The sequence below is a fragment of the Streptomyces sp. NBC_00435 genome, from assembly GCF_036014235.1.
Lineage (GTDB): Bacteria > Actinomycetota > Actinomycetes > Streptomycetales > Streptomycetaceae > Streptomyces.
Genome location: NZ_CP107924.1, coordinates 1,061,461 through 1,086,944 on the forward strand (window position 1 = coordinate 1,061,461; position 25,484 = coordinate 1,086,944).

A 25,484-nucleotide genomic window follows, 5' to 3' on the forward strand; every position below is an offset into this window, starting at 1 on the left:
CCGGCGCGCGAGGCGGGAGCTTCGGCGGGCTGTTCGGCGGGGTGTTTCAGGGGCGGGTGTTCCAGCCCGCGACGACCGGCAGGCCGTGCTCGGTGGAGAGCCGGCTGAAGGTGCCCGTACGGAGCAGGAAGAGGCGTCCGGCTTCGGGCGGCAGGCCCAGGTAGCGGGCGGTCAGCACCCGCAGCAGGTGCGCGTGGGCCACGAGGACGACGTTGCCCCGGTCCTCGCGCAGTTCCTCGGCCACCCGGGCCAGGACCCGGTCTGCGCGGGCGCCGACCTGGGCGGCGTTCTCGCCGGGGTGCTCCTGGTCGCCGGGCGGTACTCCGTCGGTCCACAGGGACCAGTCGGGGCGCTCGCGCTGGATCTCGGCGGTGGTGATCCCCTCGTAGCCGCCGTAGTCCCATTCGTACAGGTCGGGGTCGGTGACGCCGCCGCTCAGCCCCGCGAGTCGGGCGGTGGCGGCGGCCCGGCGCAGCGGGCTGGTCAGTACCAGGGCCGGATGGCGGTCCTGGAAGTACGGGGCGAGCGAGATGGCCTCTTCGACCCCGCGCGCGTTCAGCGGGACGTCGGTGCGTCCGGTGTGCCGTCCGGTCGCGCTCCAGGCCGTCTCGCCGTGCCTCACCAGAAGCAGGTCGCTCATCCTCCGGACCCTAGCCGCTGCGGCATGTCGGTGCCGGGCGAGCGGGCCGGCCGTATCGCCGACCGCGTTCGCCCTCGTGACGGCAGCGCAGGTCACAGCGGGTTCGACAGGGCGATTGGTAGGGTCGCGGCATGGCGGTGGACGAGCTCGACACACGGATCCTGCGCCTGCTGATCGAGCAGCCGCGCACCAGCGTCCGGGAGTACGCCCGGATCCTCGGCGTCGCGCGCGGCACCCTCCAGGCCCGGCTCGACCGGCTGGAGCGCACCGGGGTGATCACCGGAACCGGACCCGTGCTCTCCCCCGCCGCCCTGGGGCACCCCGTGCTGGCCTTCGTGCACATCGAGGTCACCCAGGGGCACCTGGACGAGGTCGGGGACGCGCTGGCCTCCGTACCGGAGATCATCGAGGCCTTCTCCATCACCGGCGGCGGGGACCTGCTGACCAGGGTGGCCGCCCGGGACAACGCCCATCTCGAGGACGTCATCCAGCGGCTGATCCGGCTGCCCGGAGTGGTCCGCACCCGGACCGAGGTGGCCCTGCGGGAGCGGGTGCCGCACCGGCTGCTGCCGCTGGTCGAGTCCGTGGGACGGGCAGCCCGCAAATCCTGACAAGATGGTGCGGACAGGTACAGGACCGGCACTGGCAGGACGGCACAACGGATGATCTCCGTCATATTCGATCTCGACGGCACCCTCGTGGACAGCGAGCCGAACTACTACGAGTCCGGGCGGCGCACCCTGGAGCGCCACGGGGTCGCCGACTTCACCTGGGAGGAGCACTCCCGGTACATCGGCATCGGCACACTGGAGACGCTGGAGATCTTCCGGGAGCGGTACGGCATCGCGGCCCCCGTGGAGCAGCTGCTCGCCGAGCAGAACGCCGCCTACCTGGAGCTCGCCCGGACCCACACCGAGGTCTATCCCGAGATGCGCGGGTTCGTGGAGCGGCTGCACACCGAGGGCGTCCCGATGGCGGTCGCCTCCGGCTCCTCGCTCGAGGCGATCGACGCGGTCCTGGCGGGCACCGGACTGGACGCCCTGCTGACGACGGTGGTCTCCGCCGAGGAAGTGGCGCAGGGCAAGCCCGCCCCGGACGTGTTCCTGGAGGCGGCGCGGCGTCTGGGTGCCGAGCCCGCCGACTGCGTGGTCGTCGAGGACGCGGCTCCGGGCGCCCGCGCCGCCCACGCGGCGGGCATGCGGTGCCTGGCGGTCCCGTACGTCGCGGCCACCGCCGACGACCCGGCCTTCGCCTCGGCCGGGCTCCTCTTCCCCTCCGGGCAGACGGAGTTCAGCGCGGAGAGGGCCTACAGCTGGCTCACCGCCGCCCAGGCCGCCTGAGGCACCGGGGCCGCCGGGATCACCGGGGCGGTCCCGGCGGCGCGGGCGCCCCGGGACTCTGGCGCCCTGGAGGCGGCGCTGTCACCATGCCGGGGTGACCGCCACCCTGACGCCCCGGGGCGCCGAGCGCGGACCGCGCCGGTGGCCCCTGCTGGGGAACCTTCCCGCCTTCGCCCGCGATCCGCTGGCCTTCTTCGAGTCGCTGCGCGACGAGTACGGCGACTGGGTGCCGTGGGCGCTCGGCCCGCAGCGCAACGTGCTCGTCTCGCTGCCCGAGCACGCCGGCGAGCTGCTCGGCGCCGTCGAGTCCACCTTCAGTCCGACCGAACTGGGCTGGGCCTTCCGTCAGTTGCTCGGCAAAGGGGTGGTCGTTGCCACCGGCGAGGACTGGCGGCGCAAGCGGGCGCTGGTCCAGCCCTCGGTGCGCCCGCGCCAAGTGCGCACGTACGCGGCCACGATGGTGGAGTGCGCCGACGCGCTGGTCTCCGACTGGAGCGACGGCGCGCGGATAGACGTGCACCGGGAGATGGCCGGTCTCACCCAACGCATCGCGGTGCGGACCCTGTTCGGGAGTGACGCCGCCGGCCGGGAGGCGCCGATCAGCGCCGCCATGGCCACGGCGCAGCGGGAACTGAGCGCCGAGTTCCGGGGGGTGACGCTGTTCCTGCCGCCGTGGGTCCGGACTCCGGGCCGACGCCGGATGAAGGCGGCCGTGGCCGTCCTGGACCGCGAGATCGAGCACGTCATCCAGGAGCACGAGGCGGCCTCGGCGGCCGGCGCGGAGCGGGACGACCTGCTGAGCCGGCTCCTCACCGCCCGTGACGGGCACGGCGGGCCGCTGTCGCGCACGGAGCTGCGGGACGAGTCGATCACCCTCTACATCGGCGGCCACGAGACCACCTCGACCACCTTGACCTGGGCCTGGCAGCTGCTTGCGGGCGCACCCGCGGCGCGCGAGCGGCTCATGGAGGAGCTGAACCGGGTACTCGGCGGCCGGCTGCCTTCGTACGAGGACTACGCGCGGCTGCCCTGGACCCAGCAGGTGGTCAAGGAGGCGCTGCGGATCTACCCGCCGATCTGGCTGATCTCCGCAGTGGCGAAGGAGGGTGCCACCCTGGGCGGGCGGCCGGTGCCGGCCGGCCTGTCGGTGTGGACGAGCCCGTGGTCGATGCACCGGGACGAGCGGTGGTTCCCGGAGCCCGAGGCCTTCCGCCCCGAGCGGTGGGACGCCGACGCCCCGCACCCGGTGCCGGAACACGCCTGGTTCCCCTTCGGTGGCGGCCCGCGCGCCTGCCTGGGCGCCCGGTTCGCCCTGGTCGAGGCGGCGCTCGTACTGGCCGTCGTGGCCCAGCGCTTCCACGTGGACAGCGGCCCCACCCGCGCGAAGGTCCTCCCGGGTCTGACCCTCCAGCCGCGGGGCCCGGTACTGGCCACGCTGCGCGCGAACCGCGCCGCGTAGCGAACCGGGGGACGCGGGCGCGGGGCCGGCCGCCTGCGGGCCGCATCCGCGTCCACGTCCACGTCCACGTCCCGACGGGAGAGATCCGCATCCCAGCCCGCGAGACACCATTGACCGGAGAGCGGGCGAATGGCTAAGTTTCGCCGCATGTTGCGTTCAGCCATGCTCACCACGCGCGGTCACATCGACCTGCTGCGGGTGGCCTCCGCCGCGTGTTGCCGCGGCTGCTGACGCCCTTTTTCTTCCGGGCCGCACCCTCTCCCGTCACGAGCGCCACGCGCTCTCCTTCCGCAGGCCCTGACACCCCGAGCTCCTGACCGAGCTTCTCGAACCCGGCCCCACGACGCCCTGTCGGCGCGGGCCCGGCAGGGGTGCGCGCCGCGGCCGCCTCCTCCCCTCCCTTCCCGTGGAGCACCCATGAGCATCACCAGCCATGCGCCGCCGGACATATCGACTAAATCTGCATCCGTACCGTCCGTGTCCCCGGCATCCGCAGCCGCTCCCACCCTCGTCCCCGTGGTGCCCACCTCAGCCCGGCGCGGGTCCGTACCCCGCTGGGTACGACGCACCACCGGGCCACTGCTCCTGCTCGCCCTCTGGCAACTGGCCAGCACTTTCGGGCTCTTGCCCGCCGATGTGCTCGCTCCGCCCTCGACCATCGCGAGCGCCGGGGCCGATCTGATCGGCGACGGAACCCTGCCCAACGCGATGGGGGTGTCGCTGCAGCGCGTGGCGATCGGTCTCGTACTCGGCGGGACGGCGGGAACGGTGCTGGCGCTCCTGTCCGGGCTCTCCCGGCTGGGCGAGGACCTGATCGACGCCAGTGTGCAGATGCTGCGCACCGTGCCGTGGGTGGGCCTCATTCCGCTGTTCATCATCTGGATGGGCATCGGGGAGGCGCCGAAGGTGGCGCTCATCGCGCTCGGCACGGCATTCCACCTCTACCTGAACGTGTACGCCGGCATCCGCGGGGTGGACGAGCAGCTCATCGAAGCGGGCGGGGCCCTGGGGCTCGGCCGGTGGGGCCTGGTGCGGCACGTGGTACTGCCCGGCGCGCTGCCGGGGTTCATGACCGGGCTGCGGTACTCCCTCGCCACCGGCTGGCTGGCCCTGGTGTTCGGGGAGTCCATCAACGCCGATGCCGGGATCGGGTTCTTGATGAACCAGGCGCGCGAGTTCTTCCGCACCGACGTGATCGTCGTCTGCCTCGTCGTCTACGCCTTCCTCGGCCTCACCGCCGACCTCCTCGTCCGCGCTCTCGAAAGGCTGCTGCTGCAATGGCGACCGACCTTCACCGGCCAGTGATCGCGGACACCGCCGTCCGGGTCGCGGGGCTGACCCGGGCCTTCGACGGGCGGGCGGTCATCGACGGGCTCGATCTGTCCCTGCGGGCCGGGCAGTTCACCGCGCTCCTCGGGCGCAGCGGCTGCGGCAAGTCCACGCTGCTGCGGGTGCTGGCCGGCCTGGACCGGGAGATCGAGGGCGAGGTGCTGGTTCCCGAACGCCGGGCCGTCGCCTTCCAGGCGCCCCGGCTGATGCCGTGGAAGCGGGTCTGGCGCAACGTACTGCTCGGGCTGCCCGGCCGGCCCGAACGCGAGCGCGCCGAGCGGGCGCTGGCCGAGGTGGGGCTGGAACACCGTACCGACGCCTGGCCGAAGACCTTGTCCGGCGGCGAGGCACAGCGGGCCTCACTGGCCCGGGCACTGGTGCGCGAGCCCGATCTGCTGCTGCTCGACGAGCCGTTCGGCGCGCTGGACGCGCTGACCCGGATCAAGGCCCAGCAGCTGGTGGCCGAGTTGTGGCAGCGGCGCGGCTGCGCGGTGCTGCTGGTGACCCACGACGTCGACGAGGCGCTGCTGCTGGCGGACCGCGTACTCGTGATGGACGAGGGCCGCATCGCCTACGACACCGAGGTGGCGCTGGAGCGGCCGCGCTCGGTCGGCGACTCCGGGTTCGCGGAGTTGCGCGCCCGGCTGCTGGGAGAGCTCGGCGTGAGCTGAGCCGCGACCGGCCCCTCCACATCCCCTGCCCCGATTCCTGCTACGAGAGATCGAAGAGAAGCGACATGAGACGTCACACCCTGCCCCTGCTCGCCACGCTGATTCCGCTGTCCCTGGTCCTGACGGCCTGCGGTGGGAGTTCGGCCGCCGATTCCGGTTCCAAGGACGGGGCCAAGGACGGGGCCAAGGGCGCCGCCCGGATCACACTCAACGTGGGTGACCAGAAGGGCGGTTTCGAGTCTCTGCTGCGGGCCGCCGGCGAGCTGGACAAGCTCGACTACGACATCAAGTGGTCCACCTTCACCTCCGGGCCGCCGCTGCTGGAGGCCGTCAACGCCAAGGCCGTCGACATCGGTGGCGTCGGCAACACTCCGCCCGTCTTCGCCGCCGCGGCCAAGTCGAAGATCACGGTGGTGGGTGCCACGCACGGTTCCTCGGCGGGCGAGGCGATCCTCGTGCCCAAGGACTCCGCCCTCCAGACCCCCGCCGAGCTGCGCGGCAAGAAGATCGCGGTGGCGCAGGGCAGTTCGGCGCACTTCCAGCTGATCGCGAGCCTCCAACAGGCCGGCCTGAAGCCGTCCGACGTGCAGATCACCCTGCTCCAGCCGGCCGACGCACTGGCCGCCTTCAACAGCGGCAAGGTCGATGCCTGGGCGGTCTGGGACCCCTACACCTCCCAGGTGCTGCGCTCGGGAGCCCGCGTCCTCACCACCGGCGAGGGGGTCGTCAACGGGCTCGCCTTCCAGGTGGCGGCTCCCGGAGCCCTGGCCGACGAGGCCAAGGGCAAGGCCATCGGGGACTACCTCCAGCGCCTCCAGCGCGCCCAGGACTGGGTGTTCAAGCACCCGGAGGAGTGGGCCAAGGCCTGGTCGAAGGAGACCGGGCTGCCGTACGAGGTGGCCTTCGACTCGGTCAAGCGGAGCACCGGAACCCGGGTGCCGGTGGCCGTGGACGACGCCGCCGTGGCCTCGGAGCAGAAGATCGCCGACACCTTCACCGAGCTGAAGCTGATTCCCGGCAAGGTCGTCTTCAAGGACTTCGTGGACACCCGCTTCAACCGGGACCTGCCGCCCTCCACCACTCCCGCCCGGACGTACGGGAAGGAATCCTGATGACGGTACGACTGCACTGGTTCCTGCCGACCGGCGGCGACGGCCGCACCCTGGTGGACCGGCACGCCTACGCCGCCAACCACTCGGCGGCGGGGGTGCGCGAGCCCGACATCGAGTACCTCGCGCAGATCGCGAAGGCCGCCGAACGGCTCGGCTTCGAGGCGGTGCTGACCCCGACCGGGACCTGGTGCGAGGACGCCTGGCTGACGACGGTGGCGCTGGCGCAGCACACCGAACGGCTGAAGTTCCTGGTGGCCTTCCGGCCGGGGGTGATCTCGCCGACGCTGGCCGCGCAGATGGCGGCGACGTACCAGCGGATCACGCGCGGGAGGCTGCTGCTCAACGTGGTGACGGGCGGCGACTCGGCGGAGCAGCGACGCTTCGGGGACCATCTGGACCACGACCGCCGCTACGAGCGCACCGCGGAGTTCCTCTCGGTCGTACGGGGTGTCTGGGGCGGCCGGCCCTTCGACTTCCACGGCGAGCACTACCGGATCGACGGCGGGCTGACCGCGGTGCCGCCCGACCCACTGCCGGAGATCTTCTTCGGCGGATCCTCGGCGGCGGCGGGTCCGGTGGCCGCCGAGCACGCGGACGTGTACCTGACCTGGGGCGAACGGCCGCAGGAGGTGAAGGAGAAGATCGACTGGATCCGTTCGCTGGCCGAGGAGCGGGGCCGGACGGTGAAGTTCGGCATCCGGCTGCACACCATCTCCCGGGATTCGGCGAAGGAGGCCTGGGGCGCCGCGGACCGGCTGCTCGGGGACCTGGACGACACCTCGATCGCCACGGCGCAGTCGCTGCTGAGTGCGAGCGAGTCGGTCGGCCAGCAGCGGATGCTGGCCCTGCACGGCGGCTCGCGCGACAAGCTGGAGATCTCCCCGAACCTGTGGGCCGGCGTCGGCCTGGTGCGCGGCGGAGCCGGCACGGCCCTGGTCGGCAGCCACGCGGACGTGGCGGACCGGATCGAGGAGTACCACGCGCTGGGGATCGAGCACTTCGTCCTGTCCGGCTACCCGCACCTGGAGGAGGCCTACTGGTTCGGCGAGGGGGTGACGCCGGAGCTGGCCGCGCGCGGCCTGCTCGCACGCTGACCTCCGGGGAGGAGGGGCCGCAGCGTGCCGCGGGAAGATCTCACCACCGACCCCGGTTGGTAGAACCGTGAACGAATTTGCGGAGCGGGGCGCGCCGGACGCGGACGTCGACGTGGTGGTCGTGGGCGCCGGACAGGCCGGCCTGTCGAGCGCCTACCACCTGGCACGGGCGGGCATCGGCCACGTGGTCCTGGACCACGCGCCCCGCCCGGGCGGTGCCTGGCAGTTCCGCTGGCCCTCGCTCACCTACGGCAAGGTCCACGGCATGCACGCACTGCCCGGGATGGAGCTGACGGGGGCCGATCCGCTGCGGCCGTCCTCCGAGGTGATCGCGGAGTACTTCGCCGCGTACGAGGACCGCTTCGACCTGCGCGTACACCGGCCGGTGGACGTGAGCGCCGTACGCGACGGTGCGGACGGGCGGCTGCTGGTGGAGTCCAGGGTCGGTACCTGGTCGACGCGGGCGCTGATCAACGCCACCGGGACCTGGGACCGGCCGTTCTGGCCGCGCTACCCGGGGCAGGAGCTCTTCCGGGGACGGCAGCTGCACACGGCGAACTACCCGGGGCCCGGCGGGTTCGCCGGAGCCCGGGTTGTCGTGGTGGGCGGCGGCACCTCGGCGGTGCAGCACCTGCTGGAGATCGCCGAGGTGGCGGCGGAGACCACCTGGGTCACCCGGCGACCCCCGGTTTTCCGTGACGGGAGCTTCGGCGAGGCCGAGGGCCGCGCGGCGGTGGCCCTGGTGGAGGACCGCGTCCGGCAGGGGCTGCCTCCCCGGAGCGTGGTCAGCGTCACCGGGCTGCCCCTGAACGAGGCGGTCCGGGCCGGACTGGCGTCGGGGGTGCTGGCACGCCGGCCCGTGTTCGACCGCCTCACGAGGACCGGGGCCGCCTGGGCCGACGGGAGCCGGGTGGACGTGGACGTGATCCTCTGGGCCACCGGCTTCCGCGCGGCCATCGACCACTTGGCCTCGCTGCGCCTGCGCGAGCCGGGGGGCGGCATCCGCCTCGAGGGCACCCGTGCGGTCCGCGACGAGCGGATCCACCTGGTCGGCTACGGTCCTTCGGCGTCGACCATCGGCGCCAACCGCGCCGGCGGCGCCGCGGTCCGTGAGATCCACCGGCTGCTCGCCCGGACCCCGGCCGACGTCCGCTGAGGAGCGCCGGCCCCGGCTCGGCGCTCAGGTCTTTCGGGAGGCCGTCCTGAGGCGGTTGAACTCGGCCACGTGGCGCTTGTGCTCCTCGTACGTCGCCGAGAAGCGGGTGTCCCCCTGCTTCACGGTGACGAAGAAGAGCCAGTCCCCGGGGGTCGGAGCGACCGCGGCCGCCATGGCCCGCAGGCCGGGGCTGTCGATCGGCGTCGGTGGCAGGCCCTGGCGTTCGTACGTGTTGAAGGGGCTGTCGATCTTCGTCTCGCTCAGCTTGGTGTCCACCGTGGAGCGGTTCAGCGCGTAGTTGATGGTGGAGTCCATCTGGAGCGGCATCGATTTCGCCAGCCGGTTGTGCACCACCCGGGCGACCTTGCCCATGTCCGCGGAGGATTCGGCCTCGGCCTCGAGGATGCTGGCGAGGGTGGCCGTCTGGTACGGGGTCATCCCGTGGGCCTTGCCGCCGTCCGCCACGGCCTTGGTGGCCAGCTTCCTGCCGGCCGTTTCGACCATGTACGTGAGCAGTGAGGCCGGAGTGGACTCGGAGGTCACTGGATACGTGGCCGGGAAGAGGTACCCCTCAGGATTGCCCTTGGCCTCCGCCGGCAGGGGCAGTGCGGCCTTCGCGGCCGCCGCCTTGGCGGAGCCTGCCGGAAGCTTCAGCTCACGGTCGATGGCGGCGTAGACCTGGGGGGCCCGCCAGCCTTCGGGGATCAGCAACTGGCGTGGCTTCTCGGGCGCTTCCTCCACGGGAAGCAGGGGGATCAGGACGGCTGCTCCGAGCCCCAGGAAGGTACCGAGGAAGAGCGCCAGCCTGCCCCGGCGGGTGAGCCGGGAACGGCGCGGTGACGGCGGCCGGTTCTCATGACGCATGCGGGCACGCTAACCCGCGAACCATGAGATGTCCGGCATCCGGCCCGTGCGCCGGTCATACGATCACACGTTTACCGGGATCGGCTCGGTACCGCGCAGGGTGTCCGGCTTGAAGGCTCCGGGCTTGAGGAAGTCCGCTTTGAGCGTTCCCGAGGTGGAGGCCCCGGCCAGGAACGTCTCGGAGGGGAGCACCTCCGGCTTGAGCGCGGTCTCCTGGTCCCGCCGGACCAGAGCCGCGTACCGACCGTCGGCCTTGAGCAGTTCCTCGTGGGTCCCACGCTCCGCGATCCGGCCGCCGTCGAGCACCACGATCTGGTCGGCGTCGCGGACGGTGGAGAGGCGGTGCGCGATGGTGATCGTGGTGCGGCCCTGGGAGAGGTTGTCGATGGCGCGCTGCACGGCGTGCTCGGTACGGGTGTCCAGCGCGCTGGTGGCCTCGTCGAGGATCAGCACGGGCGGGTCGCGCAGGATGGTGCGGGCGATGGCCAGACGCTGCTTCTCGCCGCCGGAGAACCGGTATCCGCGCTCGCCGACCAGGGTGTCGTACCCATCGGGCAGGGACTCGATGTGCTCGTGGATCTGGGCCGCCCGGGCCGCCTCGGCGATCTCCTCGTCGGTGGCGTCCGGCTTGGCGAAGCGCAGGTTGTCGGCGACGGAGGCGTGGAAGAGGTAAGTCTCCTGGGAGACCACGCCGATGGAACGGGCCAGCGAGTCGAAGTCGAGGTCGCGCACGTCCACCCCGTCGAGGACGACCCGGCCGCCGGTGACGTCGTAGAGCCGGGGCACGAGGTAGCTGAGCGTGCTCTTGCCGGATCCGGTCGGGCCGACCACGGCGAGCGAGCCGCCGGCCGGGACGGTGATGTCGATGCCCGTCAGGGTGGGGCCGCTCTTGGCGTCGTACGCGAAGTGGACGTCCTCCAGGCGGACCTCGCCCTTGGCGCGGTCCAGGCGGACGGGGTCCTGGCGCTCGGTGATGTCCACCGGCAGGTCGAGGTACTCGAAGATGCGGGCGAACAGCGCGAGGGAGGTCTGGATCTGGACGCCCGTCGACAGCAGGCTCACGGCGGGCCGGAACAGACCCTGCTGGAGGGAGACGAAGGCGACGAGGGTGCCGACCGAGAGCGAGGGCGCACCGGTCTGCAGGGCCATGCCGGCCGCCCAGTAGATGAGGGCGGGCATGGCGGCCATGACGATGCCGATGGTCGACATCCGCCAGCGTCCGGCCATGCTGGAGCGCACTTCGAGATCGACGAGCTGCTCGGACTCCTCGGCGAAGGACTTGGTGAGCGAGTCGGCGCGGCCCATCGTGCGCCCGAGCAGGATGCCGCTGACCGACAGGGATTCGGTGACCGTCGCGGCCATCGTGGCCATCTGCTTCTGGCGCTGCGCGGTGATCTTCTTGCGCTCGTTGCCCACGCGGCGGCTGATCCACACGAACACGGGCAGCAGGAGCAGCGAGACGATCGTCAGGCGCCAGTCCAGCGCGAGCATCGCGACCACGGAGGCGATGACGGCCGTCGCGTTCGAGACGAGGGAGGTCGCCGTGGAGGTGACCGTCGCCTGCATGCCGCCGATGTCGTTGGCTATGCGGGACTGCACCTCGCCGGTGCGGGTGCGGGTGAAGAAGGCCAGGGGCATCCGCTGGAGCTGGGCGTAGACGGCGGTGCGCAGATCGTGCATGACGCGCTGGCCGACGGTGGTGGATATCAGGGTCTGGAGCACGCCGAAGACGCTGGTGACCACGGCGGTCGCGATCATGCCGAGGGCGAGCAGGCTCAGCAGCCCTGTACGGCCCTGCGGGATCGCGACGTCGAGGATCTCCTTGAGCAGGAAAGGAGAGGCGACGCCGACCAGGGAGGAGGCGGCGACGAGCACGCCGACGACCGCGAGACGTGCACGGTAGGGCCGGAAGAGACCGACGATGCGGCGCAGCTCGCGCGGCCGCTCCGCCGGGGAGGGGCCGCTGGGGTCCAGGGATTCCTTCGAGGGTGTCCACTCGGGTTCTTTGGGGCGCATGGGCCTCCTTCATGACAGCTGACGAGACTCGAATGAGCATAGCTCATTGTTACCTATACTCACAATGAATCTGGTCCTGATATCGTTCCCATTATGAGGACCGCAGCATGAGCACCGCTTCCGAGACGGACAGCCCCGACACCACCGACAGCGTGCTCGCCGAGCAGCTGCTCCGGCTGACCCGGCGGCTCCACCGCATCCAGAAACGCCACTTGGAGCCGCTCGGCATCACCCCGGCCCAGTCCCGGCTGCTGCGCACGGTCGCCCATCTCTCGACCGTCCAGCCGCCCCGGATGGCGGACCTCGCCGCCCGTCTGGAAGTGGTGCCCCGCGCCGTGACCACGCTGGTCGACGGTCTGGAGGGCGCGGACTGCGTCCGCCGCGTGCCCGACCCGGCGAACCGGCGCGTCATAAGGATCGAGCTGACCGACACCGGCCGCGCCACGCTGCGCCGGCTGCGCAACGCGCGAACCGGCGCCGCAGAGGAGATCCTGGCTCCATTGACCGCGGATCAGCGCGAGGTGCTCGGCGGTCTGCTGAACGCCCTGGCGGACGCCCCGCCGGAGCACGGCTGCTGACCGGGCGGGCCGACCGCGAGAAGGCCGGAACCAAGAGGGCCGGGACTGCGCCGAACGAGTGAGATCCACCGGACCGCGCGAGTTGAGGGGCCTCAGATGCCGCTGCTGGAACCGAAGCCGGGGGCCCTGCGCCCGCACACCGTCGGCGGCCCCGCCCCCGACCGGGTGCCGGACCGGCAGTCGGCCGGCACCCCCAGGACGCTGCGCCGCGAGCTGACCGAGCTCCTGGGAGCCGAAAAGGTGCTGGGTGACATCTCCGACCTGGTCCGCTACGCCTCGGACGCCTCCCCGTACCGGTTCCTGCCGCAGGTCGTCGTCATCGCCGAGGACATCGACGACGTCTCCGCCGTCCTGTCCTACGCCCACGGCAAGCAGCGCGAGGTCGTCTTCCGTGCCGCCGGGACCTCGCTCAACGGACAGGCCCAGGGCGAGGACATCCTCGTCGACGTCCGCCGCCACTGGGCCGGTGTGGAGGTGCTGGACGGGGGACACCGCGCCCGGATCCAGCCCGGCACCACCGTCCTGCGCGCCAACGCGGCGCTGGCCCGTCACGGCCGTGTGCTCGGCCCCGACCCGGCCAGCGCGATCGCCTGCACCCTCGGCGGAGTCGTCGCGAACAACGCCTCCGGCATGACCGCGGGGACCACGAGGAACTCGTACCGCACCCTGTCGTCGCTGACCTTCGTGCTGCCGAGCGGAACCGTCGTGGACACCGGTGACCCGCTCGCCGACGAGGAACTCGCGCGGGCCGAACCCGCCCTGTGCCACGGGCTGATGGAGATCAAGCGGGAGATCGAGGCCGATCCGGAGCTCGTGGCCCGCATCCGGGCCAAGTACGAGATCAAGAACACCACCGGATACCGCCTCGACTCCTACCTCGACGGATCCACTCCCGCGGAGATCCTGCGCGGGCTGATGGTCGGCTCCGAGGGCACCCTCGGATTCATCTCCGAGGTCGTCTTCGACACCCTGCCACTGGACCGCGAGCTCACCAGCGGCCTGCTCTTCTTCCCCTCGCTGCCGGCCGCGGCCGCCGCCGTACCGCTCTTCAACGAGGCGGGGGCGCTGGCCGTCGAGCTGATGGACGGCAACACCCTGCGTGCCTCGGTGAGCGTCGCGGGGGTGCCCGCCGACTGGGCCGCCCTGCCCAAGGACACCACCGCGCTGCTGGTGGAGTTCCGGGCCCCGGACGAGGCCGGGCGCGCGGAGTACGAGCGGCGCGCCGCTCGGGTGGTGGCCGGGCTGGACCTGGTGGCGCCGGTGGCCTCGGTGACCAACGCCTTCACCCGTGACCCGAGGACCGTCTCCGGCTACTGGACGGCCCGCAAGGCCTTCGTCACCGCCGTCGGCGGCGCCCGCGCCCCCGGCACCACCCTGATCACCGAGGACTTCGCGGTCCCCCCGTCCCGGCTGGCCGAGGCCTGCGAAGCGCTCCTCGAACTCCAGGCGGAGCACGGCTTCGATGCCGCCGTCGCCGGCCACGCCGCCCACGGCAACCTGCACTTCCTGCTCGCCTTCGACTCCGCCGAACCCTCCGACGTCGAGCGGTACGCCGCCTTCATGGAGGCCTTCTGCCGGCTCACCGTGGAGCGCTTCGACGGCTCCCTGAAGGCCGAGCACTCCACCGGCCGCAACATGGCCCCCTTCCTGGAACTGGAGTGGGGACCCCGGGCCACCGAAATGATGTGGCGCACCAAGCGGGTCGTCGACCCCGACCTGGTGCTCGCCCCGCGGATCCTCCTCGACCGAGACCCGAAGGCACATCTGCGCGGTCTGAAGACGATCCCGCGGGTGGAGGCCGCCGCCGATCCCTGCATCGAGTGCGGGTTCTGCGAACCGACCTGCCCCAGCGAGGACCTGACCACGACTCCGCGCCAACGGATCGTGCTGCGCCGCGAGATGATGCGCCAGCAGCCCGGCTCCCCCGTCCTCGCGGGACTCCTCGACGCCTACGGCTACGACGCCGTGGACACCTGCGCCGGCGACTCCACCTGCAAACTCGCCTGCCCCGTCGGCATCGACACGGGCGCACTGATGAAGGACTTCCGCCACCGCCGGCACAGCCCGCGCGAGGAGCGCGCCGCGGCGCTCGCGGCCCGCCGCTTCGGAGCGGTCGAAGCGGGCGCCCGGCTGGCCGTGGCCGCCGCCGACCGGATCACGGACGCCGTCGGGGACCGGGTCCTGGAGGTCCTGACGGGGGCCGCGCGCAGAGCCGTACGCCCCGACCTCGTCCCGGAGTGGCTGCCGCAGATCCCCGGCGCCGCGGCCCGCACACTGCCCGCGACCCGGCGGGTGGGCGCCACGGCGGTGTACTACCCGGCGTGCGTCAACCGGATCTTCGCCGGCCCCGACGGCCGCCCGGGGCCCTCCCTCCCGGAAGCCGTCGTGGCGGTGTCGGAGCGGGCCGGGAAGCCCGTGTGGATCCCCCGGGACGTGACGGGCACCTGCTGCGCGACGATCTGGCACTCCAAGGGGTACGACGCGGGCAACCGCGTGATGGCCAACCGGATCGTGGAGGCCGCCTGGGGCTGGACGGCCGGCGGGCGGCTGCCGCTCGTCGTCGACGCGTCCTCCTGCACCCTGGGCATCTCCCAGGAGGTGGTCCCGTACCTGACGCCGGACAACCGGGCGCTCCACGCCGGGCTGCGGATCGTCGACTCCATCGTCTGGGCCGCCGACGAGCTGCTGCCGCGCCTGGAGGTCCGCCGCAAGGTCGGCTCGGCGGTGCTGCACCCCACCTGTTCGATGCGGCACCTGGACGACGAGGCACAGCTGCGGGCGGTGGCCGAGGCCTGCGCCGACGAGGTGGTGGTCCCGTACGACGCGGGGTGCTGTGCCTTCGCGGGCGACCGCGGCATGCTGCACCCGGAGCTGACGGAGTCGGCGACGGCCCGCGAGGCGGCCGAGGTGACGGCGCGGGAGTTCGACGCGCACCTGTCGGCGAACCGGATGTGCGAGGTGGGCATGGACCGGGCCACCGGCCGCAGCTACTACTCCGCGCTCCTGGAACTGGAGCGCGCCACCCGCCCCTGAAGCCACAGCCCTGGCCGGAAAAGCTTTGGCCAATGGAAAATCGATTGCCCCGGACCGGACCGGAACGCGAACCTTGCACGGTTTGAACCACTCGACCAGTCATGGGGCGTCATGCAGATCAGCGATCTTCCGTATCCGGATCCAGGGGTACCCGACGCTCGGTCCGGCCCCCGATTCCTGTGGTGGCTGGGGCGCGGGCAACTCGGCGGACAGGCCAAAAGCCTGAGCTGGGGACTCCTGCACTTCGGCGGCGTGGCCGGGCTGCCGTACGCCGTGGGTCTGGGCGTCGACGCGGCCGTGACCCGCGACGGCGCCCGGCTGCTGTGGGTCGGAGGCCTGATCGCGCTGCTCGGCGCCGCGATCTCGCTCGGCGACGCGATGCTGCACCGCACCGCCGTCACCAACTGGATCACCGCCGCCGCGCGGGTCCAGCAGCTGCTCGCCTGCAGGACCGCCGAGCTCGGATCCGCCCTGACCCGTCGGGTCGCGGCGGGCGAGGTGGTGGCCGTGTCCACGGGTGACGTGGAGAAGATCGGCTGGTTCGTCGAGGCGGTCTCCCGCTTCCTCGCCGCCGCCCTCACCCTCGTCATCGGCTGCGTGGTCCTGCTCTTCTACGCGCCCACGATCGGTGTGGTCGTGGCCATCGGCATGCCGGTGCTCGCGCTGGCTGTCCTGCCGCTGCTGCCGCGCGCCACCCGGCGCGCCGACATCCAGCGCGAGAAGGCCGGCAAGGCCACCGAGCTCGCCTCGGACACCGTGGCGGGCCTGCGGGTACTGCGCGGCATCGGGGGCGAGGAACTCTTCCTCAGCCGCTACCGCGAGGCCTCGCAGGAGGTCCGCAAGGCGGCCGTGCGCAGTGCCCGGATGTGGGCGCTGATCTCCGCGATCCAGGTGCTGCTCCCGGGCGCGCTGCTGATCACGGTGGTCTGGTACGGGTCCGCGCTCGTGCTCGAGGGCCGGCTGGACGTCGGCGAACTCGTCGCGGCCTTCAGCGCGGTGGCGACCATGCTCTATCCACTGCGGCACTTCGAGGAGATCGCGATGGCGTACTCCTTCTCGCGTCCCTCCGCCAAGCGGGCGGCCCGGGTGCTGTCGCTGACGCGGGCGGACGCCGCTGGCGCCGACGACACGGAGCGGGCGACCGCCACCGCCGCCGCGGAGGCCCGTACCCCCGCCCAGCCCCCGGCCCCGGGCGGCGACCTGTACGACCCGCGGACCGGGCTGCTGGTCCCGGCGGGCCGGTTCACCGCCGTGGTGTGCGGGGACCCCGACCTGGCGGGCCGCCTCGCGGAACGCCTCGGCGGCCACCCGATGGACACCGACGGCGCCGCCGCCGGGGCCTCGGTCCTGCTGGGCGGGGTCGCGCTGGACGAGCTCGCGCTGGACACGGCGCGCACGCTGGTCCTCGTACAGGACAAGGATCCGGTGCTGCTGTCCGGGACGCTGCACGAGCTGTTCGCCGTACCGGCTTCCGGGGCGGTCGCCCCCGGGGCGGCGCTCGCGGCGGCCCAGTGCACGGACGTACTGGACGCACTGCTGCAGTCCGCCCCGGACGGGGTGAGCGACCCGATGGACGCCCGGATCACCGAACGCGGCCGGTCGTTGTCCGGCGGGCAGCGCCAACGGCTGGCGCTGGCCCGGTCCCTGGTGACCGATCCCGAGGTACTGGTGCTGGACGAGCCGACCTCGGCGGTCGACTCGCACACCGAGGCACGGATCGCGGACGGGATCGCGACCCTGCGTGCCGGGCGCACGACGGTGGTACTGGCGTCCTCGCCGCTGTTGCTGGACCACGCCGACCGGGTCGTCCTGATCCACGAGGGCACGGTGGCGGCGAGCGGCACCCACCGCGAACTGTTGCACGGCGAACCGCTCTACCGCGCGGTCGTCACCCGCGAGACCGAGGAAGAACAGCGGCTCGCGGGACTGGAATCCGTACTGAACAAGTCCGTACTGAACGAGTCCGCAATGACAGAGATCGAGGAATCCGCATGATCGGCGTGGCGCCGCCGCAGTACGATCCGGCGGCCCCCGAAACGGCCGCGACACTGCCCGTGGGCTCGTCGGCGACCGTACGGGGCTATGTGCGCGGCCTGTTCCGCCGCCACCGGCGGGCCTTCGTGGTGCTGGTGTCGGTCAACACGGTCGCGGTGATCGCGTCCATGGTCGGCCCCTACCTGCTGGGGCAGGTCGTGGACCGGCTCGCGGAGGGGTCCCGCGAACTCCATCTGGGTCGCGTGGGGCTGCTGTTCACGGTGGCGCTCATCGTCCAGGCCCTGTTCGTCCGACTGGTCCGGCTGCGCGGGGCGATGCTCGGCGAGGAGATGCTGGCCGATCTGCGCGAGGACTTCCTCGTGCGTTCGGTGGGCCTGCCTCCGGGCGTGCTGGAGCGCGCGGGAACCGGCGACCTGCTGTCGCGGATCACCACCGACATCGACCGGCTGGCCAACGCGATGCGCGAGGCCGTGCCGCAGCTCGCCATCGGCGTGGTGTGGGCGGGGCTGCTCTACGGGGCTCTCGCCGTGACCGCGCCGCCGCTGGCACTGGCCGCCCTGGTGGCGCTGCCGGTGCTGGTGATCGGCTGCCGCTGGTACTTCAAGCGGGCGCCCAGCGCCTACCGTTCGGAGGCGGCCGGGTACGCGGCGGTCGCGGCCGTGCTCACCGAGACGGTCGACGCGGGCCGCACGGTCGAGGCGCACCGCCTCGGCGGGCGCCGGATCGAGCTGTCGGAGCGGCGGATCAAGGAGTGGACGGCCTGGGAGCGGTACACGCTGTTCCTGCGGACGGTCCTCTTCCCGGTCGTCAACGTCACGTACGTGACGATCCTCGGCGCGGTGCTGATGATCGGCGGGTACTGCGTGATCCAGGGCTGGATGTCGGTGGGGCAGCTCACCACGGGCGCCCTGCTCGCGCAGATGATGGTCGACCCGATCGGCCTGATCCTGCGCTGGTACGACGAACTCCAGATCGCGCAGGTCTCACTGGCCCGGCTGGTGGGCGTGCGGGAGATCGAGCCCGACGAGGGGGACGCGGGCGTCGCCCCGGAGGGCCGGGACGTGCGCGCGGACCAGGTGCACTTCGGCTACCGCGAGGGCGTCGACGTGCTGCACCAGGTCTCGATGTCGGTGCCGCCGGGCACCCGGATGGCCCTGGTCGGGCCCTCGGGCGCCGGAAAGTCCACGCTGGGCCGGCTCCTCGCGGGCATCTACGCGCCCCGGACCGGCGAGATCACCCTCGGCGGGGCGCAGTTGTCGCGGATGCCTGCGGAACGGGTGCGCGAGCACGTGGCCCTGGTCAACCAGGAGCACCACGTGTTCGTGGGCTCCCTGCGGGACAACCTGCGCCTCGCGCGCACCGGGGCGGGTGACGCCGAGCTGTGGGCGGCGCTCGGCGCGGTCGACGCGCAGGACTGGGCGCGGGCGCTGGACGCCGGGCTGGACACCGAGGTCGGTTCGGGCGCGGCGGCGCTGACCCCGGCGCAGGCCCAGCAGATCGCGCTGGCCCGGCTGGTGCTGGCCGACCCGCACACGCTGGTACTGGACGAGGCCACCTCGCTGCTGGACCCGCGCGCGGCCCGGCATCTGGAGCGCTCGCTGGCGCGGGTGCTGGAGGGCCGCACGGTGATCGCCATCGCGCACCGGCTGCACACCGCGCACGACGCGGACGTGATCGCGGTGGTGGAGGGCGGGCGGATCAGCGAGCTGGGCTCCCACGACGCCCTGGTCGCGGCCGACGGCGCGTACGCCGCCCTGTGGCGCTCCTGGCACGGCTGACGCCCGGCGCGCCGCTGCCGTACGGGGCCCGGTCCCTCCGCAGTCGCGGAGGGACCGGGCCCCGTACGTTTCCCCGGCGGTCAGAAGAAGCCGAGGGCCGAGGCCCCGCCGACTCCGCCGAGGAGCATGAACACCGGCATGAGGACCTTGAGCTCCACCCAGCTGCCCGCGCGGAAGCGCATCATCTTCGGCGGGCCGATCGGGTACCAGCGCTTGCCGGCGATGGGCAGGGGCCACAGGATCGGGCAGCCCGAGACGGTCAGGGCGTCGCCGATGTCGTGGACCAGGGCGCCGAGCACGATCGGCAGGCCGAGCCACAGGTACTCCTGGCCGGGGCCGGTGAAGAGCCAGCCGGAGCCGTTGCCCGGCTGGTCGAGCACGCCGGCCAGTATCCAGGCGCTGGTCGCGCCGAGCAGCCAGACCAGGACGTCGCTGGACATGCGGGCGGCCCGCCAGAGCAGGCCTTCGACGGCGAGCACCAGGTGGACGAAGAGAAGGGCGAGCACACCCCACCGGTCGGCGGTGACGGCGAGCGCCGAAGAGCCCCCACCGATCAGGACGGCCCAGACCCAGGTGTGGGTCAGGGTGCGGTGGCCCCCGGTGCGGCGGGCGTCGCGCGGCGCCCGGGTGGCCTTGTAGACGCCGTAGGAAATCTTGTCGACCACCTCGCACAGGCCCCGGGAGAGGGGGCCGAAGGCACGGGAGATCGTCGCCGACTTGTGGTCCAGGTCGGGGGCGAGGGCGGCTCCGGCGCAGATGAGCGCGCCGACCACGAGGACGGGCCAGGGCATCGGGTGCCCGGCGGCGGCCGCCGCGGCCCCCACCCCGAGCCAAGCCGCTGCCCCGGAAAGTGAGTGCGCCGGACCCATCATGGTCGTTCCCCGCCCCGGTGGTGTGCTGGTCGGGCCCAGTTGACGGTGTCGTTCGGGCCGCATCGACGGCACAGCGTACCGTCGATGATCTTCCTTCTTCCCGCCGGTTCCCTGATCCGGCGGGAAGCCAGGCAAGATGGGGGGTGTGACCCTCATTGATCAGCTCCCGCCGAACGCCGACCCCGACGCCCTCTTCGAGGCTTTCTCCTCGTGGGCACAGGACCAGGGCATCACCCTGTACCCGGCTCAGGAAGAAGCGCTGATCGAGGTCGTCTCGGGCGCGAACGTGATCCTGTCCACCCCGACCGGCTCCGGCAAGAGCCTGGTCGCGGCCGGCGCCCACTTCACGGCACTGGCCCAGGACAAGGTCACCTTCTACACCGCCCCGATCAAGGCGCTGGTCTCGGAGAAGTTCTTCGACCTGTGCAAGCTCTTCGGCACCGAGAACGTCGGCATGCTGACCGGCGACGCCTCGGTCAACGCGGACGCCCCGGTGATCTGCTGCACCGCCGAGGTACTGGCCTCGATCGCCCTGCGCGACGGCAAGTACGCCGACATCGGCCAGGTCGTGATGGACGAGTTCCACTTCTACGCGGAGCCGGACCGCGGCTGGGCCTGGCAGATCCCGCTGCTGGAACTGCCGCAGGCGCAGTTCATCCTGATGTCCGCGACCCTCGGCGACATGAAGCGGTTCGAGGAGGACCTGACCCGGCGCACCGGCCGGCCCACCTCGATGGTCCGCTCGGCGACCCGTCCCGTCCCGCTCTCGTACGAGTACGTCACGACGCCGATCACCGACACCATCACCGAGCTGCTGGAGACCCGGCAGGCGCCGGTCTACATCGTGCACTTCACCCAGGCCCAGGCTGTCGAGCGGGCGCAGTCGCTGATGAGCATCAACATGTGCACCCGCGAGGAGAAGGACAAGATCGCCGAGCTGATCGGCAACTTCCGCTTCACCACCAAGTTCGGCCAGAACCTCTCCCGCTACGTCCGCCACGGCATCGGCGTCCACCACGCGGGCATGCTGCCCAAGTACCGGCGTCTGGTGGAGAAGCTGGCCCAGGCCGGTCTGCTGAAGGTCATCTGCGGCACCGACACCCTCGGCGTCGGCGTCAACGTCCCGATCCGCACGGTGCTGTTCACCGCGCTGACCAAGTACGACGGCACCCGGGTCCGCACGCTGCGCGCCCGCGAGTTCCACCAGATCGCGGGCCGTGCCGGCCGGGCCGGCTTCGACACCGCGGGCTATGTGGTGGCCCAGGCGCCCGAGCACGTCATCGAGAACGAGAAGGCGCTGGCGAAGGCCGGCGACGACCCGAAGAAGCGCCGCAAGGTGGTCCGCAAGAAGGCCCCCGAGGGCTTCGTGGCCTGGTCCGACCTCACCTTCGAGAAGCTCATCGCCGCCGACCCGGAGGCGCTGACCTCGCGCTTCAAGGTCACCAACATCATGCTCCTGTCGGTCATCGCCCGTCCCGGGGACGCCTTCAAGGCGATGCGCCACCTGCTGGAGGACAACCACGAGCCGCGCAAGGCCCAGCTGCGCCACATCCGCCGGGCCATCGCCATCTACCGCTCCCTGCTGGACGGCGGTGTCGTCGAGAAGCTCGACACCCCGGACGCCGAGGGCCGCACGATCCGGCTGACGGTCGACCTCCAGCAGGACTTCGCGCTGAACCAGCCGCTGTCCACCTTCGCGCTGGCCTCCTTCGACCTGCTGGACCCGGAGTCCCCCTCCTACGCGCTCGACATGGTCTCGGTCGTCGAGTCCACGCTGGACGACCCGCGCCAGATCCTCGCCGCGCAGCAGAACAAGGAACGCGGCATGGCCGTGGGCGCGATGAAGGCCGACGGGATCGAGTACGAGGAGCGGATGGAGCGGCTCCAGGAGGTCACCTATCCCAAGCCCCTCGAAGAACTCCTGCTGCACGCCTACGACGTGTACAGCAAGAGCCACCCGTGGGTCCGCGACCACCCGGTCTCCCCGAAGTCGATCATCCGCGACATGTACGAACGCGCTATGACCTTCACCGAGTTCACCTCGTACTACGAACTCGCGCGCACCGAAGGCATCGTGCTGCGCTATCTGGCGGGCGCGTTCAAGGCGCTGGACCACACCATCCCCGACGACCTCAAGTCCGAGGACCTCCAGGACCTCATCGCCTGGCTCGGCGAGCTGGTCCGCCAGGTCGACTCCAGCCTGCTCGACGAGTGGGAGCAGCTGGCGAACCCGGAGGTGGAGACGGCGGAGCAGGCCCAGGAGAAGGCCGACCAGGTCAAGCCGGTCACCGCGAACGCCCGCGCCTTCCGAGTCCTGGTCCGCAACGCCATGTTCCGCCGGGTGGAACTGGCGGCCCTGGACCACGTCAACGTACTGGGCGAGCTGGACGGCGAGTCCGGCTGGGACGCGGACGCCTGGGGCGAGGCCATGGACGGCTACTGGGACGAGTACGACGACCTGGGCACCGGACCCGACGCACGCGGCCCCAAGCTGCTGCAGATCGAGGAGGACCCGGCGCACGGTCTGTGGCGCGTCCGGCAGACCTTCGCCGACCCCAACGGGGACCATGGCTGGGGCATCAGCGCCGAGGTCGACCTCGCGGCCTCCGACGAGGAGGGCCGGGCCGTCCTGCGCGTCACCTCGGTCGGCGAGCTCGGCCAGCTCTGATCTCCCCCCGGCTCCGGCCGGGGGCACCCCCGACCCGCAACCGACCGGCGCCACCGCGGCCGCCGGGCCCGACAGTGGAGATCCTCTGATGACGAACCCCGCCGAGAGACTGGTCGATCTGCTCGACCTGGAGCAGATCGAGGTCAACATCTTCCGGGGCGCGAGCCCCCAGGAGTCCCTCCAGCGCGTCTTCGGCGGCCAGGTCGCCGGCCAGGCGCTGGTGGCGGCCGGCCGCACCACCGAGAGCGACCGGCCCGTCCACTCCCTGCACGCGTACTTCCTGCGCCCCGGCATCCCCGGGGTGCCGATCGTGTACCAGGTGGAGCGGGTGCGCGACGGGCGCTCCTTCACCACCCGCCGGGTCACCGCGGTCCAGCAGGGCAAGACCATCTTCAATCTGACCGCCTCCTTCCATCACCCGGAGGAGGGCAGCATCGAGCACCAGCTGCCGCCCCGCCTCGACTTCCCGCACCCGGACACGCTCCCGAAGGTCGTGGACGAGATCCGCGAGCACCTGGGAGCGCTGCCGGAGGCCCTGGAGCGGATGGCCCGCCGCCAGCCCTTCGACATCCGCTACGTGGACAGGCTCCGCTGGACCCCCGAGGAGCTCAAGGACGCCGATCCGCGCAGCGCGGTGTGGATGCGCGCCGTCGGCCCGCTGGGCGACGACCCGCTCGTGCACACCTGCGCCCTCACCTACGCCAGTGACATGACCCTCCTCGATGCCGTGCGCATCCCCGTGGAACCCCTGTGGGGCATGCGCGGTTTCGACATGGCCTCCCTGGACCACGCCATGTGGTTCCACCGACCGTTCCGGACGGACGAGTGGTTCCTGTACGACCAGGAGTCGCCCATCGCGCACGGCGGCCGCGGCCTGGCCCGCGGCCGCATCTACGACCTGGAGGGCAGGCTCCTGGTGTCGGTGGTCCAGGAAGGGCTCTTCCGCCCGTACGGCGCCAAGGCGTTCAAGCCGGCCGTGTCACCGCAGTAGTCCGCCCCCTTTCCCGAGAACTGAGTGCGCCCATGCCCACCCCGGCCCTCCCCTGTCCCTGCGGGCTGCCCGCCGCCTACCCCGAGTGCTGCGGCCGCTTCCACTCCGGCGAGCGGCAGGCGCCCACCGCCGAACTGCTGATGCGCTCCCGCTTCAGCGCCTTCGCCGTCGGCGACACGGCCTATCTCCTGCGCTCCTGGCACCCGTCGACGCGGCCGGGCACGCTCGACCTCGATCCCGGGCAGCGCTGGGAGCGCCTGGAGATCCTGGCCACCGAGCGCGGCGGAGTGTTCGAGACCGAGGGTGCGGTGGAGTTCCGGGCGCACTACCGCGAGGGCAGGCACACCGGCTCGCTGCACGAGCACAGTTCCTTCTCCCGTGAGAACGGGGCCTGGGTCTACGTCGGCCCCCTCTCCCCCGTCGACTTCGACTGACCCCGGGCTCCGGTCAGCGCGAACTCCAGGCTGCTGCGGTACCAGTGGATCTCGTCCGGCTGCGGACCGGCCCGCAGCAGCCTGGTCGCCACCGCGGCTGCCGCCGGGACCTGTGGATGCCCGTACGGCGGGGGCGGGGCGAGTGCCGCGAGCACGATGCGCTCGGCCGCATCGGGCACGGTGTCGCGCAGCTCTTCGTCGGGGAGTACCGAGGCCAGTACGGCAGCCCGCTCCCACGGATCGGCGGTCCGTCCCAGCAGTAGCCCCACATGCCGCTCGCGCCACTTCCGCGGGCGCAGGTCGGCCTTGTCCGCCATCAGCTCCCGATCGGCCGGCGGCGCGCCGCCGCACAGCATTCCGGGCTCGCGCGCCGCGAAGTCCCGTAGCTCCGCGGCCAGATAGAGCCACACCACCGCCCGGTACCGGTTGATCCGGTATCCCACCGGGGTGACATGCCCACAACGAGCGAGCCGCGTGAACCGGCTCGGGCCGACTCCCATGACGGCGGCCGCGGCCTCGGCTCCCGCCACCGTCTCCACGCGCTCGCGGAGGGCGTCCGGGAAGCCCCCGGCCGACCGGACCCGGTCGACCTCGGTCCGGGTGAAGCGCGCGGCCATGGCGGCACCCGGGGGGCCGGCCCGTACGATGCCCAACTGGACGGCACGGGCGAACTCGCTCCGGCTCAAGCCCAGTTCCTCCGCGGCCTGCCCGGCGCCGATCAGGCCGCGGACCTCATCACATGCCGTGGCCATTGCCGTCGCCGCCCGGGGCTCGGACCTCCGCGCCGGCTGCGTCATCCGTGTCGCCGGCGCCGCCTGTGTCATCTGCGTCATCTGCGTCATCACACTCTCCCCACCAGAAGTGATTACTCTGCGTGAAGAACATAACTCAGCGCGACGACACCCCGTAGAGCCTGTGGACAACTCGGGGTGGGCCGGTCCGGCACCGGCCGCCGGCCTCAGCCCCCGGTGATCCGCCGCTCGGCGACGCCCAGGTGCTCGCCCACCCGGTTCACCAGCAGGGTCATCTCGTAGGCCACGTGCCCGATGTCGGCCTCGGCGGCGCTCAGTACGCACAGGCAGCTGCCCGCACCCGCCGCCATGACGAAGAGGACCCCCTCGTCGTACTCGACCATCGTCTGGCGCACCTCACCCGCCCGGAAGTGCCGCCCCGACCCCTTCGCCAGGCTCTGCAGCCCTGCCGCGACGGCCGCCAGGTGCTCCGCGTCCTCCCGCGCCAGGCCCGCGCTCGCGCCCGTCACCAGGCCGTCGTTGGAGAGCACTACCGCATGCCGGACCTGCTGCACCCGCCGCGTCAAGTCGTCCAGCAGCCAGTCCAGCTGCTTGTCCAGTGCCATATTCAGTCCCTCCCCGTCGACGCGGCCGGACCGGCCGCGCCCCACCCCGCGTACTCCTGCCGCCAGCCTTCCCCACCAGCGGCTTTCCGGCAAGGAG

The 25,484-nt window shown here is 72.1% G+C and carries 22 protein-coding genes; 16 read left to right on the plus strand and 6 right to left on the minus strand.

Features of this window, described 5'->3' with window-relative positions; all coding sequences use genetic code 11:
* Positions 1-46: 46 nt before the first annotated feature.
* Positions 47-640 carry a histidine phosphatase family protein gene (locus tag OG389_RS04670; protein ID WP_328297183.1) on the minus strand — a complete coding sequence of 198 codons (594 nt, stop codon included), beginning with the start codon at positions 638-640 and terminating at the stop codon, positions 47-49.
* A 131-nt stretch (positions 641-771) separates the two neighbouring features.
* On the opposite strand from OG389_RS04670, the gene OG389_RS04675 reads away from it, so the two are divergent.
* The 9 genes from OG389_RS04675 to OG389_RS04715 all read left to right on the plus strand — a co-directional run bounded on the left by OG389_RS04675 (position 772) and on the right by OG389_RS04715 (position 8,801).
* Positions 772-1,251, plus strand: coding sequence for an Lrp/AsnC family transcriptional regulator (locus OG389_RS04675; protein ID WP_328297184.1), 480 nt, complete (start codon positions 772-774; stop codon positions 1,249-1,251).
* 51 nt (positions 1,252-1,302) lie between these two features.
* Positions 1,303-1,980, plus strand: a complete 678-nt coding sequence (locus tag OG389_RS04680) for an HAD family hydrolase (protein ID WP_328297185.1) — start codon at positions 1,303-1,305, stop codon at positions 1,978-1,980.
* Between the two features lie 94 nt (positions 1,981-2,074).
* A complete protein-coding gene (locus OG389_RS04685) occupies positions 2,075-3,439 on the plus strand; it encodes a cytochrome P450 (RefSeq protein ID WP_328297186.1) in 1,365 nt (454 codons plus the stop codon).
* Positions 3,440-3,601: 162 nt separating this feature from the next.
* Complete coding sequence (locus tag OG389_RS04690; RefSeq protein ID WP_328303517.1) at positions 3,602-3,670, plus strand: putative leader peptide; 69 nt, start codon at positions 3,602-3,604, stop codon at positions 3,668-3,670.
* A gap of 186 nt (positions 3,671-3,856) precedes the next feature.
* A complete protein-coding gene (locus OG389_RS04695; RefSeq protein WP_328297187.1) occupies positions 3,857-4,744 on the plus strand; it encodes an ABC transporter permease in 888 nt (295 codons plus the stop codon).
* Positions 4,717-5,439, plus strand: coding sequence for an ABC transporter ATP-binding protein (locus OG389_RS04700; RefSeq protein WP_328297188.1), 723 nt, complete (start codon positions 4,717-4,719; stop codon positions 5,437-5,439). Before OG389_RS04695 ends, OG389_RS04700 begins: the two co-directional genes overlap by 28 nt.
* A 65-nt stretch (positions 5,440-5,504) precedes the next feature.
* Positions 5,505-6,551 (plus strand): ABC transporter substrate-binding protein, encoded by a 1,047-nt coding sequence (locus tag OG389_RS04705; RefSeq protein WP_328297189.1) that lies wholly within the window; start codon positions 5,505-5,507, stop codon positions 6,549-6,551.
* Entirely contained in the window at positions 6,551-7,645 is a 1,095-nt protein-coding gene (locus OG389_RS04710) for an LLM class flavin-dependent oxidoreductase (protein ID WP_328297190.1), read from the plus strand. The genes OG389_RS04705 and OG389_RS04710 overlap by 1 nt, the downstream gene beginning before the upstream one ends.
* Positions 7,646-7,712: 67 nt before the next feature.
* Positions 7,713-8,801: an FAD-dependent oxidoreductase gene (locus tag OG389_RS04715; protein ID WP_328297191.1), complete on the plus strand. Its 1,089-nt coding sequence runs from the start codon at positions 7,713-7,715 to the stop codon at positions 8,799-8,801.
* 24 nt (positions 8,802-8,825) lie between these two features.
* Here OG389_RS04715 and mltG read toward each other — a convergent pair whose 3' ends face one another.
* Together mltG and OG389_RS04725 are read right to left on the minus strand one after the other, a co-directional pair.
* Entirely contained in the window at positions 8,826-9,665 is an 840-nt protein-coding gene (gene mltG, locus OG389_RS04720; RefSeq protein ID WP_328297192.1) for an endolytic transglycosylase MltG, read from the minus strand.
* Between the two features lie 63 nt (positions 9,666-9,728).
* Positions 9,729-11,681, minus strand: a complete 1,953-nt coding sequence (locus OG389_RS04725) for an ABC transporter ATP-binding protein (RefSeq protein WP_328297193.1) — start codon at positions 11,679-11,681, stop codon at positions 9,729-9,731.
* A 107-nt stretch (positions 11,682-11,788) separates the two neighbouring features.
* Here OG389_RS04725 and OG389_RS04730 point away from each other — a divergent pair, with 107 nt between their 5' ends.
* The 4 genes from OG389_RS04730 (at position 11,789) to OG389_RS04745 (ending at position 19,065) form a co-directional block, all read left to right on the plus strand.
* Positions 11,789-12,259, plus strand: a complete 471-nt coding sequence (locus OG389_RS04730; RefSeq protein ID WP_328297194.1) for a MarR family winged helix-turn-helix transcriptional regulator — start codon at positions 11,789-11,791, stop codon at positions 12,257-12,259.
* A gap of 96 nt (positions 12,260-12,355) precedes the next feature.
* Entirely contained in the window at positions 12,356-15,292 is a 2,937-nt protein-coding gene (locus tag OG389_RS04735; RefSeq protein ID WP_328297195.1) for an FAD-binding and (Fe-S)-binding domain-containing protein, read from the plus strand.
* A gap of 111 nt (positions 15,293-15,403) precedes the next feature.
* Positions 15,404-17,287: an ABC transporter ATP-binding protein gene (locus tag OG389_RS04740; RefSeq protein ID WP_328297196.1), complete on the plus strand. Its 1,884-nt coding sequence runs from the start codon at positions 15,404-15,406 to the stop codon at positions 17,285-17,287.
* The gene (locus OG389_RS04745; RefSeq protein ID WP_328297197.1) at positions 17,284-19,065 is read left to right on the plus strand and encodes an ABC transporter ATP-binding protein; all 1,782 of its coding nucleotides are present in this window, start codon (positions 17,284-17,286) and stop codon (positions 19,063-19,065) included. Before OG389_RS04740 ends, OG389_RS04745 begins: the two co-directional genes overlap by 4 nt.
* Positions 19,066-19,145: 80 nt before the next feature.
* Here OG389_RS04745 and OG389_RS04750 read toward each other — a convergent pair whose 3' ends face one another.
* On the minus strand, positions 19,146-19,937 hold the full coding sequence (locus OG389_RS04750) for a metal-dependent hydrolase (RefSeq protein ID WP_328297198.1): 792 nt from the start codon (positions 19,935-19,937) through the stop codon (positions 19,146-19,148).
* A 145-nt stretch (positions 19,938-20,082) separates the two neighbouring features.
* Between OG389_RS04750 and OG389_RS04755 the strand changes: the two genes are divergently transcribed.
* The 3 genes from OG389_RS04755 to OG389_RS04765 all read left to right on the plus strand — a co-directional run bounded on the left by OG389_RS04755 (position 20,083) and on the right by OG389_RS04765 (position 24,030).
* Complete coding sequence (locus OG389_RS04755; protein WP_328297199.1) at positions 20,083-22,605, plus strand: DEAD/DEAH box helicase; 2,523 nt, start codon at positions 20,083-20,085, stop codon at positions 22,603-22,605.
* A gap of 88 nt (positions 22,606-22,693) precedes the next feature.
* On the plus strand, positions 22,694-23,596 hold the full coding sequence (locus OG389_RS04760) for an acyl-CoA thioesterase (RefSeq protein ID WP_328297200.1): 903 nt from the start codon (positions 22,694-22,696) through the stop codon (positions 23,594-23,596).
* Between the two features lie 32 nt (positions 23,597-23,628).
* Positions 23,629-24,030, plus strand: a complete 402-nt coding sequence (locus tag OG389_RS04765) for a YchJ family protein (RefSeq protein ID WP_328297201.1) — start codon at positions 23,629-23,631, stop codon at positions 24,028-24,030.
* Here the strand turns inward: OG389_RS04765 and OG389_RS04770 are convergent.
* Both OG389_RS04770 and OG389_RS04775 read right to left on the minus strand, forming a co-directional pair.
* On the minus strand, positions 23,994-24,782 hold the full coding sequence (locus OG389_RS04770; protein WP_328297202.1) for a DUF6397 family protein: 789 nt from the start codon (positions 24,780-24,782) through the stop codon (positions 23,994-23,996). The genes OG389_RS04765 and OG389_RS04770 overlap by 37 nt on opposite strands.
* A gap of 206 nt (positions 24,783-24,988) precedes the next feature.
* Positions 24,989-25,387 carry a roadblock/LC7 domain-containing protein gene (locus OG389_RS04775; protein WP_112449847.1) on the minus strand — a complete coding sequence of 133 codons (399 nt, stop codon included), beginning with the start codon at positions 25,385-25,387 and terminating at the stop codon, positions 24,989-24,991.
* Positions 25,388-25,484 lie beyond the last annotated feature (97 nt).

Bases quoted from the DNA above. Each gene is read 5' to 3' on its own strand.
- OG389_RS04670 (WP_328297183.1), bottom strand. From the start codon at position 640: ATGAGCGACCTGCTTCTGGTGAGGCACGGCGAGACGGCCTGGAGCGCG.
- OG389_RS04675 (WP_328297184.1), top strand. From the start codon at position 772: ATGGCGGTGGACGAGCTCGACACACGGATCCTGCGCCTGCTGATCGAG.
- OG389_RS04680 (WP_328297185.1), top strand. From the start codon at position 1,303: ATGATCTCCGTCATATTCGATCTCGACGGCACCCTCGTGGACAGCGAG.
- OG389_RS04695 (WP_328297187.1), top strand. From the start codon at position 3,857: ATGAGCATCACCAGCCATGCGCCGCCGGACATATCGACTAAATCTGCA.
- OG389_RS04700 (WP_328297188.1), top strand. From the start codon at position 4,717: ATGGCGACCGACCTTCACCGGCCAGTGATCGCGGACACCGCCGTCCGG.
- OG389_RS04705 (WP_328297189.1), top strand. From the start codon at position 5,505: ATGAGACGTCACACCCTGCCCCTGCTCGCCACGCTGATTCCGCTGTCC.
- OG389_RS04710 (WP_328297190.1), top strand. From the start codon at position 6,551: ATGACGGTACGACTGCACTGGTTCCTGCCGACCGGCGGCGACGGCCGC.
- mltG (WP_328297192.1), bottom strand. From the start codon at position 9,665: ATGCGTCATGAGAACCGGCCGCCGTCACCGCGCCGTTCCCGGCTCACC.
- OG389_RS04725 (WP_328297193.1), bottom strand. From the start codon at position 11,681: ATGCGCCCCAAAGAACCCGAGTGGACACCCTCGAAGGAATCCCTGGAC.
- OG389_RS04730 (WP_328297194.1), top strand. From the start codon at position 11,789: ATGAGCACCGCTTCCGAGACGGACAGCCCCGACACCACCGACAGCGTG.
- OG389_RS04735 (WP_328297195.1), top strand. From the start codon at position 12,356: ATGCCGCTGCTGGAACCGAAGCCGGGGGCCCTGCGCCCGCACACCGTC.
- OG389_RS04740 (WP_328297196.1), top strand. From the start codon at position 15,404: ATGCAGATCAGCGATCTTCCGTATCCGGATCCAGGGGTACCCGACGCT.
- OG389_RS04745 (WP_328297197.1), top strand. From the start codon at position 17,284: ATGATCGGCGTGGCGCCGCCGCAGTACGATCCGGCGGCCCCCGAAACG.
- OG389_RS04750 (WP_328297198.1), bottom strand. From the start codon at position 19,937: ATGATGGGTCCGGCGCACTCACTTTCCGGGGCAGCGGCTTGGCTCGGG.
- OG389_RS04760 (WP_328297200.1), top strand. From the start codon at position 22,694: ATGACGAACCCCGCCGAGAGACTGGTCGATCTGCTCGACCTGGAGCAG.
- OG389_RS04765 (WP_328297201.1), top strand. From the start codon at position 23,629: ATGCCCACCCCGGCCCTCCCCTGTCCCTGCGGGCTGCCCGCCGCCTAC.
- OG389_RS04770 (WP_328297202.1), bottom strand. From the start codon at position 24,782: ATGGCCACGGCATGTGATGAGGTCCGCGGCCTGATCGGCGCCGGGCAG.
- OG389_RS04775 (WP_112449847.1), bottom strand. From the start codon at position 25,387: ATGGCACTGGACAAGCAGCTGGACTGGCTGCTGGACGACTTGACGCGG.